Origin of the sequence: Streptomyces sp. NPDC058619, from assembly GCF_042717785.1 — a bacterium.
GTDB lineage: Bacteria > Actinomycetota > Actinomycetes > Streptomycetales > Streptomycetaceae > Streptomyces.
In genome coordinates this window covers 1-8,429 of sequence record NZ_JBHXQN010000110.1, presented here as the reverse complement: position 1 = coordinate 8,429, position 8,429 = coordinate 1, and the positions used below count along the sequence as shown (strand labels likewise).

Here is an 8,429-nt window from a genome sequence, read left to right as displayed (position 1 = left end):
GCACGCGGATAAGTAGGCCGGCGCAGTATCAGGGCCGGCAGATGGTGTAGCAGTTCCTTCGGGGCCCGGGTGCCATCAGGCGCCCGGGCCCCTCCGCATGTTGCACAGAGAGGTGAAATGACAGCAGACGACTCCTTCGGCCGTCTCGATGACGATGACTTCCCCGCCTACACGATGGGCCGGGCCGCCGACATGCTCGGCACCACCCAGAGCTTCCTGCGCGCGATCGGCGAAGCCCGCCTGATCACCCCGCTCCGCTCCGCCGGCGGCCACCGCCGCTACTCCCGCTACCAGCTCCGCATCGCCGCCCGCGCCCGGGAACTCGTCGACCAGGGCATGCCCGTCGAGGCGGCCTGCCGGATCGTCATCCTCGAAGACCAGCTCCAGGAAGCGCAGCGCATCAACGCCGAGCACCAACAGGCCGCCGCCGCGGCGCCGGCCCGGTCCCAGGCCGCCGCCTGAGCCGGCATCGGCTCGCTCCCGCTACGCGACGGTCTCCACCGGCCGATGCGGCTGATCCTGCATCGGCTCCTTCCATCCACCCCTGGCGAGGCAGGAAGCCCGAGCGTGATCAAGGAACAGCCTGTGGAACGGGAAGTACTGGCCCTGCCGGACGAAGGCGACGGGGTGCGCGTGATCACCTGCGCCGGAGAGTTCGACCTGGCGACGCAACAGCCCCTGCGGCAGGCCTGCGACCCGGCCCTCAACGACCGGGCCATCCGGCGGATCGTGCTCGACGTCAGCCGCATCACCTTCGCCGACTCCTCCATGCTCAACACCATGCTGCGCCTCCTGCGCACCGGCCGCCTGGTCCTGGCCGGCCCCCTACCCCGCTCCCTGACCCGCGTTCTGGACCCCTTCCACGTCCGCGATCTCTTCCCCACCGCCGGCAGCGTGAAAGAGGCCCGCACCCTGTAGACGCAGGACCCGCCGGCGGCCGCTCCGCCGGTGTCACAGCCCGCGAGCCAGGCCCCCCGTAGCCGCGCGAGAGCCCCAGCCCGACCAAGGAAAGACTTGTGGACCAAGAAGTACTGGTGCTCCCGGACGAGGGCGACGGCGTCCGCGTGATCACGTGCTCCGGAGAATTCGACCAGGCCACCCTCGAGCCCCTACAGCAGGCCTGCGCGCCGGCCCTCGCCGACCCGGCAGTCCGGCGGATCGTCCTCGACGTCAGCCGGGTCACCTTCGCCGACTCCTCCATGCTCAACACCATGCTGAAGCTGCTGCGCACCGGCAGCCTCGTCCTGGCCGGCCCCCTGCCCAGCACCCTGGCCCGGGTCCTGGAGCTCACCCAGGCCGACCGGCTGTTCCCGACGGCCGACAGCGTGAAAGAGGCCCGCACCCTGTAGACGCGGGATCCGCCGGCGGCCGCTCCGCCGGTGTCAGGCCGTGTGTGGTGCCCGGACGGCGGCGGGCGATATCGCGGGGGTACAGGTGGGGGTAGCCGCACTCCGACGACGGCTTGCCTCTGCCTGTTCAGCCCCCTGATAGCGGCCGGTGCAAAGTCCGACGTACCGGCGTCACCGGGTGCCTGGGCGAGCGCGTCGTAGGTGCGGAGCCACGCGACCTGGAGCTCGGGCGGGGCGCCCCGGATGAAGCCGGCGCGGAACTTGAGGGCGTCGTCCCGGGTTAGCAGCCGGCATGTGGGGGAGTTGCCCGGTATGACGCGAAACTCTTCTCCCCTGGGGAGCGAGAATCGCCGGGAGGGTCAACGGTCGACTCGCGGCATACCCGCCGCATCCCTGCTCGGGTTCACCGCGATCGCTCTTCTCCTCGCATCCCTTTCCATGATCACGTACGGATTCGCCGTGCTGCTCGGGGCGCAAGGGGTCTGACTCCCCCCTGCCGCAAAGCCGAGCCGATCCGAGCCGATCCGAGCGGGGCCCGCGGCTGCGCCCGCCGTCCGCGCCGCTCCTCGGCCCGGCGCCAAGCGCCGGGCGCCGCAATTCGGCGAGCCGGGTCTCCTGGTCGGGCGCCGGGACGGCCTCGACTACGGCCGGCCGGGGGAGTGGTGCAGGTCCCGCTGTACTCGGCCGTCACCGTCGCGCTCCTGCCGCAGACCCGCCCCGCGGTGGACTGGCGGCAGGTGCGGCGGACCGCGCCCAACCGCCGCCACCTGGAGCCGGCCGCCTCGGGCAGGGACACGTGCCCCTGGAGGTGTGCCCCGCGTATCGGTGGCGCCTCAGCCTTCGGGAGCGGGCGCTGCGTTGCCGGTCAGGCGGCGGCGGGGTTGTGCCTGTTCTCGTGTGTGGGGAGGCCGGCGGTTGCGGTGATGCCGTGCTTCAGCGCTTCGAGTCCTTGCGTGAGTGCGCGGCGGTTGTCGGGGGTCATCGTGTCGAGGGCCCGGGCGAGCCGGTGTTCACGGGCTTCCCGTGCCTGGGCAAGGTGTCTTTCCCCGGCGGGGGTGAGGCGCAGGGTGACCTCTCGGCCGTCTCCGGGGCAGGGGTGGCGGCGCAGGAATCCGGCGGCCTCCAGCCGGTCGCAGAGCCGGGTCATGGAGGGGCCGGTCGTACCGAGGAGCTGGGCGAGGGCTCGCATGCGCAGGCCGGGCCGGCGGTCGACGAGGCACATCAGCCGCAGCTGGGTCGCGGAAACCGGTGAGATGGCGGTATGGCGGGCGTTCTCGTACAGGACGTCGAGGAGTTCGGCGACGTCGCCGATCGAGTGCGCGCTCTCAAGGTGGGGGATGGCGGGCCCGGGGGCCGGTATGGGCATGTGCGTTCCCTCTGCACGAGCGGGTTGTCCGCCGGTGCCGGTCAGGTGGTGTCGGGTCCGCCGGAGCGGACTGTCATGAGTCCTTCGAGCCGCCGCCCCGCTCGACGGCGGGCGATGCCCGGATGCGCTGGTCGTTGTGGCCTGTGAAGTGTTCCAGGGTGCCGGTGACCTTCAGCATCCGTTCCAGCTCCAGGGACCGGTTGTCGAGGTGGAGCCGTACCCCCGCGGCGTCGGTACGCCGGCGGACCATCAGCAGGGTCGACAGGCCGCTGGAGTCGACCGCGGCTACATCCGTGCAGTCCACGCGCACATCGCGCGGCCCGCCGGGCTCGGCCAGCACGGCGGTGACCACGTCCAGGACGGTGTCGGCGTCCCGGTAGTCGAAGTCGCCGTGCAGTTCGATGCGCACGGCGTCTCCCGTGTCGAGGCGGGTGAGGCGCAGCGCCCCGGGCTCGGGGATCATTCGCCGGCTCCGCCCACGGTAAGGGGTGTACCGGTCAGGCGCACGGTCGCGTGGCGCAGGATGTCGGTGGCGCGCGGGAAGTCCTTCAGCTCGCGCCCCAGGACGTCCAGGGCCGGCGGCAGGCTCTGCGCGGGCACACCGCGCGCTTCCAGGATGCCCGCGGTCCACAGCAGGAAGCGGGAGAACAGCGCTTCGTCGCCCGTGTACAGAGCGGTGCCGAGGAACTCCACGATGTGGGACAGGTCCTCGGCGGTGCGTTCCCGCTGGGCCTCGTCGTAGCCGCGCATCGCCGGGTACTCGTCCTCCAGCCCGGTGAAGACGGTACGGACGAGCTGGGGTCGGGTGCGGGCGACCATGGTGTATTCCTGGTCGGCCAGGTGCGGGAGGTCGTCGATCGGCTGGTGGTCGGGCTGCGGGCGCGGCAGCGGATGGCGTTCCAGCCGGTCCGCGGCCGCACGCGCGTCCGGTGCCCACGCGTCTGCGCCCAGCAGGCGCGCGTACTCACCCATGGGCCCGAAGGCGGCACCGCCGACGAGAACCGGGGTCCCGGCGGCCTGGCACGCGGTGATCGTCGCGTGCGCCGTCGGCAGCCGGGTCGGGATCGAACTCGACAGGGCGACGACGTCCGGCCCGGTGCGGTGGATGTGCGCGACGAGGTGCGGGGTCGGGACGTGGGCGCCGAGGTAGTCGACGTGCCAGCCGCGCAGCTTCAGGACCTCGGCGACCAAGCGGGCCGGCAGGCCGTGCCACTCCCCGTCCACGCACGCCACCACGACGCGTCCCCGCGAAGGTTCGGTGGCGGCCGCCGGGTGTTCGGCGACGACGGCGACGCCGCGTTCGTTGATCGTGGTCGCGGCATGCTCCTGCGCGACGCTGATCCGGTTGCCCGCCCACTGCTCGCCGACCCGGCCCTGCACCCGCGCGATCACGTCCAGGAGCACGCTTTCCGGGTCCGTACCGTCGTCCAGGGCCCCGCGGACCACGGCGGCCGCGGCCCGCTCGTCGCCGGCCAGGACCGCCGCCCACAACCTGTCCACCAGGAATAGGAGCGGTCCGCCGGTGACCTGATCCGTACTCACGCCGTGAACCTGCCCCTCGTGTGCCCGTCCACCGCGCTCAGGTGGTTGGTCCGCGGCGCGGAGATGACCACCACGGCCATGTCGTCGTGAGCGCCGGCGCCGACCCACTCGGAGGCGAGCATCTGCACGCGTTCCACCACCGCTTCCGCCGGCATCCCGGCGCACTCGGCGAGCGCCCGCTGGAGCCGGGTCTCGCCGAACATGGCGCCGCCCAGCGGTCCGCCACGGGCCTCCGTGATCCCGTCCGTGTACAGGACGCACGTCTCGCCCGGCGCGAGCGTCACCTCCGTCGTCTCGGCGCTCACGGTCGGCAGGGCCCCGACGAGCGTGCCGTGCGTCGCCGACTCCTCGACGGTTCCATCGGCGCGCACGATCAGCGGCGCGGGGTGACCGGCGCTGGTCAGCCGCAGTTTCACCACGCTGCCCTCGCGTACCGCGGACGCCAGGACCATGGTCGCGAAACGGGCCTTGTGCGCGCTGAGGAGCGCGGTGTTGAGCAGGTTGAGCATGCGCTGGTGGTCGTCCGCCATCGGCAGCAGCGCGTGGAGGGTGTTGCGGATCTTGCCCGTCATCACCGCGGCTTCCAGGCCCTTGCCGCACACGTCACCCAGCACGACGAGGGAGGCGTCGCCTTCCACCGCGGCCGGGTGGACGTCGTAGAAGTCCCCGCCGATCCGCTCGTGGTCCTGGGAGGGCCGGTAACCGCCCGCGTACTCGACACCCGACACCTGGTGCAGCGTCGGGGGCAGCAGGTCGTGCATCAGGGTTTCGCTTATCGACGCCTGCTCCGCGTACAGCCGGGCGGCCGACATCGCGGCCCCGGCCCGGGCGGCGAACAGGCGGGCGAAGACCTCCTCCTCCTCGGTGAATCCGTCGCCGCCGGCGCGGCGGAGCAGGATCAGGGCGCCCGCGGGGACGCCGTGCCCGGGCAACGGGGTGATCACTATCGACCCCACCGCCCCGAACCCTTCGGGGACCAGCCACGCAGGAGCAGTTGCAGGATCGATCCAGCGCGACGGCACCGGCGGGAACCCCTGAAGCGCCTCGGCCAGCCCCGGCACCGCCTCCGCACGCGCCACCACCCGCGACGACACCGGCTTCCCGCCGCGCAGGCAGGACACGATCGGCAGCTCCCGCCCCCGCGAGGGAGCGACGACCAGGGCGGCGTCGGCCAGGTTCTCGGCAGCCATCTGCGCAGTGACGTCCATGCACCGCTCCAGGTTCAGCGACGACAACAGGAGGTTCGAGGCCTGGGCCAGGAACGCCGTCCGCTCACGCTCGATCCGCAAGGCCTCGCGGGCCAGGCGGTGGTCGGTGTCGTCGACGAGCCACCACACCACCGTCCCGTTCTCACGGACAGTCGGATGCGCCTCGTAGGAACGGTCCCCGACCGGACCCTCGGCCAGAACGCCCGCCTCACCCACAGGCCCGGAAGATGCCGGCGCAAGACAGCGGGTGTGGGCGTCGGCCAGCCATGCCGGCACGGAGTCCGCGACCGGTCCTCCGGTGCGGGCGTCGGGGAACAGCAGACCGGCAACCTCGTTGACCAACACCAGATTTCCCTGGTCGTCGGCCACCAGCACGGGGTAGGGGGCCTCACTCCACGGCGCGCGCACCGCCGTGGCGGCTTCCTGGGTGGGATTCAGCAAATCGTTGAGGGCCCGCTGTGCGAACCCCTCACCTCATAGCCTCTCGGGGAAATATTGGTTGCCTTCCGGCAACCATCCTCCATCCGTCACCCTCCTGGCAACCGGCCACCCCTCCCGGCAACGTCCCACACGACAGGCACACCCCGCGCACACACCGTGTCCACGGACAGACCGGAGTGACAGGGGTGACAGCCGTCACCTCCACCGCCAGGGCCACGAACCCGGGAGACGCTCACAACCCCTCCACCCGGCGGCGAAGGCCGCCCGCACACCCGGACCGCCGCCTCCGGCCCGCTACCCCCCGCGCCTGGGCCTGCGGAAACGTGTACGAGGATGACGGGCATGATCGGAGACAGAGACGAGACAGACGACACGGTGGTCAGCGAGACCACACCCGACGGCATAACCGTCGTCCGCGTACACGGTGACCTGGACGACGGCACTACCCCCGCCCTCACCCGAGCCCTCACCGCGGCCGCCGCGGACAGCGGCTGTTCACGCACCGTGGTCGATCTCTCCCCGGTGGGCTTCGCGGACTCCTCCGCCCTTCACGCCCTCCTCGCGGCCCACCGGGCTCACACCGCCACCGGTACCACCCTCGTCCTCGCCGGACCCGTGCAGACCGGCGTCAGCCGCCTGTTCGAGGTCACCGGTACCGGGCCTGTCTTCCGGTGGGCCGACAGCGTGCGGCAGGGGATGACATGCTGACCACTGCACCTCAACCGCTCCGAGGCGCGACTCCGACCATCCAGGGCAGGCGATAACAGTATGAATCTGCCCGCGGCGGCCGACAGGACCCCCGGCCCCGAGCACCGTCACGACGACGCCCGGCCGGCTGCCACGACCCCGGCGACCGCCCGCCGCCATGTCACCAGGCTGCTCCGGGCCGCGGGCAGCGACGTCGAGAGCGTCGCCGCCGTCGACGCTCTCCTGGTGACCTCGGAGCTCGTCACCAACGCGATCCGCCACGGTGGCGGCATCACCGGCTTCCACGCCGCCCTCGTCGGCGACAGCCTCCGTCTGGCCGTCAGCGACGCGAGCCCCCACCACCCCGCACCCCGCCCCACCGCCTACGGCCTTCCCGGCGGCTACGGCTGGCCCCTCGTCCAACGCCTGACCGACCACGTCGACGTCACCCCCCTCCCCGACGGCGGCAAGACCATCACCACCGTCCAGCGCCTGACGTAGCCCCGGGCGCGCCTCTCCCCGGCCCCTGCGGGTTCGGGCACAGCAGAAGACAGCGGGGCATAGATGAGCGACGCAGAAGCAGCCAAGGCGATCGCCGCCCGGATCGCCTCGTACCTGGCTGCGGTCCACCCGGACGAGCCGAACCCCGACGACCTCGCCTGGGTCGTAATCCACACCCTGAAACAAGCCGGGATCTACGGCCACAGCAGCCACAGCGGCCGAAGCGACGCGTACGAGCGGGGGGAGCAGCAAGTCCTCGTCCTCCCGGACCAGAACGACGGGATCCGCGTCATCGTCTGCGCCGGCGAGTTCGACCAGCAGACCCTGGGCGCCATTCACGAGGCCGGCGCCGCGGCCATCCCCGACCCGGCGATCCGGCGGATCGTGCTGGACGTCAGCCGGATCACCTTCGCCGACTCCTCCATGCTCAACGAGATGTTCCGCCTGCGCCGCGGCAGCGACCTGGTCCTCGTCGGACCCCTGCCCGCATCCCTGGAAAGGGTCCTGGAACTCACCCAGGCCCACACCCTGTTCCAGGTCGTCCAGAGCATCGAGGAAGCCCGCACGACCGATGCCCGCTGACCCGCCCGGCTCAGCGCCGGCTACGGCGGTGACTCGGCCCAGGTTTCCGGGCCGCCGCCGCGCCACTCCACGACCTCGGCGTTGGTGAGGTCGACGTCCTCGGCGTTCTCCAGTCCTGCAGCCCGGAGGAAGACGGCGATGTCGGAGGGCTGGTGGGCGACGCCGATGGACTGCCCCTCCCAGCGCACGCGGCGCCACCCGTGCTCGTCGGGCGGGATAGACGATCAAGCGGGGTTCGGACATGCCCCCACCCTCAACCGCCCACCGGCTGCCGGCACCCCCGTCCGGGCTGGACGAGTGAGGCGGAGGCCACGGAATCCCTCCGTACGCGGGGCTGCCCGTGCGTCCGGCATGCCTGCGGCGGGATCGTTCCCGCGTCCTGGTGCGAGGAGCACGGGAGGGACGCGCGGGAGCGGCGTCGGCCCGCAGGCCGGACCCGGTCCCGGCGTCGGGGTGTGCCGGCTCCAGTGCGGTTAGGGGGCGAGGCGGAAGAGGGTGAGGGATCCGGTGCGGTCCAGGAGTTCGAGGAGTTGGGGGTTCGGTGCTCGCAGGCGGATGGTGCGGCCGTGGGTGGTGGCGGTGAGTTGGGCGCGCAGGAGGACGTTGAGGGACGTTGAGGCCGCCCCCAACCCGCATCGACGACACCGGGGCCACCGGGAGGCGCTGCTCTGCCCGGACGCGTCGGCGCTGGTGGGCGCCGGTGTTCCCCGGGGTTCGATTACCTCCCTGCCTACCGCATGAAAATCTGTGGCG

General features: G+C 72.1%; 12 protein-coding genes. 6 read left to right on the top strand and 6 right to left on the bottom strand.

The genetic code is table 11. The features are described 5' to 3' along the window. Window positions 1-117: 117 nt before the first annotated feature. The 3 genes from ACFWTC_RS37960 to ACFWTC_RS37950 all read left to right on the top strand — a co-directional run bounded on the left by ACFWTC_RS37960 (window position 118) and on the right by ACFWTC_RS37950 (window position 1,349). Complete coding sequence (locus ACFWTC_RS37960; RefSeq protein WP_384075094.1) at window positions 118-462, top strand: MerR family transcriptional regulator; 345 nt, start codon at window positions 118-120, stop codon at window positions 460-462. A 123-nt stretch (window positions 463-585) separates the two neighbouring features. Continuing rightward, entirely contained in the window at window positions 586-918 is a 333-nt protein-coding gene (locus ACFWTC_RS37955) for an STAS domain-containing protein (RefSeq protein WP_383933634.1), read from the top strand. Between the two features lie 98 nt (window positions 919-1,016). Beyond that, window positions 1,017-1,349 (top strand): STAS domain-containing protein, encoded by a 333-nt coding sequence (locus ACFWTC_RS37950; protein WP_384030487.1) that lies wholly within the window; start codon window positions 1,017-1,019, stop codon window positions 1,347-1,349. Window positions 1,350-2,214: 865 nt separating this feature from the next. Here ACFWTC_RS37950 and ACFWTC_RS37945 read toward each other — a convergent pair. The 4 genes from ACFWTC_RS37945 to ACFWTC_RS37930 all read right to left on the bottom strand — a co-directional run bounded on the left by ACFWTC_RS37945 (window position 2,215) and on the right by ACFWTC_RS37930 (window position 5,840). Further along, the gene (locus tag ACFWTC_RS37945; RefSeq protein WP_384030485.1) at window positions 2,215-2,715 is read right to left on the bottom strand and encodes a MarR family winged helix-turn-helix transcriptional regulator; all 501 of its coding nucleotides are present in this window, start codon (window positions 2,713-2,715) and stop codon (window positions 2,215-2,217) included. A 73-nt stretch (window positions 2,716-2,788) separates the two neighbouring features. After that, a complete protein-coding gene (locus ACFWTC_RS37940; protein ID WP_383933109.1) occupies window positions 2,789-3,178 on the bottom strand; it encodes an STAS domain-containing protein in 390 nt (129 codons plus the stop codon). Next, the gene (locus ACFWTC_RS37935; RefSeq protein ID WP_383933107.1) at window positions 3,175-4,257 is read right to left on the bottom strand and encodes a B12-binding domain-containing protein; all 1,083 of its coding nucleotides are present in this window, start codon (window positions 4,255-4,257) and stop codon (window positions 3,175-3,177) included. Before ACFWTC_RS37935 ends, ACFWTC_RS37940 begins: the two co-directional genes overlap by 4 nt. Then, on the bottom strand, window positions 4,254-5,840 hold the full coding sequence (locus tag ACFWTC_RS37930; RefSeq protein ID WP_383933113.1) for a PP2C family protein-serine/threonine phosphatase: 1,587 nt from the start codon (window positions 5,838-5,840) through the stop codon (window positions 4,254-4,256). Before ACFWTC_RS37930 ends, ACFWTC_RS37935 begins: the two co-directional genes overlap by 4 nt. Window positions 5,841-6,248: 408 nt before the next feature. On the opposite strand from ACFWTC_RS37930, the gene ACFWTC_RS37925 reads away from it, so the two are divergent. From ACFWTC_RS37925 to ACFWTC_RS37915, 3 genes are all read left to right on the top strand, one after another. Continuing rightward, window positions 6,249-6,614, top strand: coding sequence for an STAS domain-containing protein (locus tag ACFWTC_RS37925; protein WP_384030483.1), 366 nt, complete (start codon window positions 6,249-6,251; stop codon window positions 6,612-6,614). Between the two features lie 60 nt (window positions 6,615-6,674). Next, a complete protein-coding gene (locus ACFWTC_RS37920) occupies window positions 6,675-7,094 on the top strand; it encodes an ATP-binding protein (RefSeq protein ID WP_383933103.1) in 420 nt (139 codons plus the stop codon). Between the two features lie 63 nt (window positions 7,095-7,157). Beyond that, window positions 7,158-7,676: an STAS domain-containing protein gene (locus ACFWTC_RS37915; protein ID WP_383933101.1), complete on the top strand. Its 519-nt coding sequence runs from the start codon at window positions 7,158-7,160 to the stop codon at window positions 7,674-7,676. Window positions 7,677-7,696: 20 nt separating this feature from the next. On the opposite strand, the gene ACFWTC_RS37910 is transcribed toward ACFWTC_RS37915, so the two are convergent. Both ACFWTC_RS37910 and ACFWTC_RS37905 read right to left on the bottom strand, forming a co-directional pair. Beyond that, a complete protein-coding gene (locus ACFWTC_RS37910) occupies window positions 7,697-7,864 on the bottom strand; it encodes a hypothetical protein (protein WP_384030481.1) in 168 nt (55 codons plus the stop codon). Between the two features lie 285 nt (window positions 7,865-8,149). Next, complete coding sequence (locus ACFWTC_RS37905; protein ID WP_383933097.1) at window positions 8,150-8,305, bottom strand: hypothetical protein; 156 nt, start codon at window positions 8,303-8,305, stop codon at window positions 8,150-8,152. Between the last annotated feature and the right edge of the window lie 124 nt (window positions 8,306-8,429).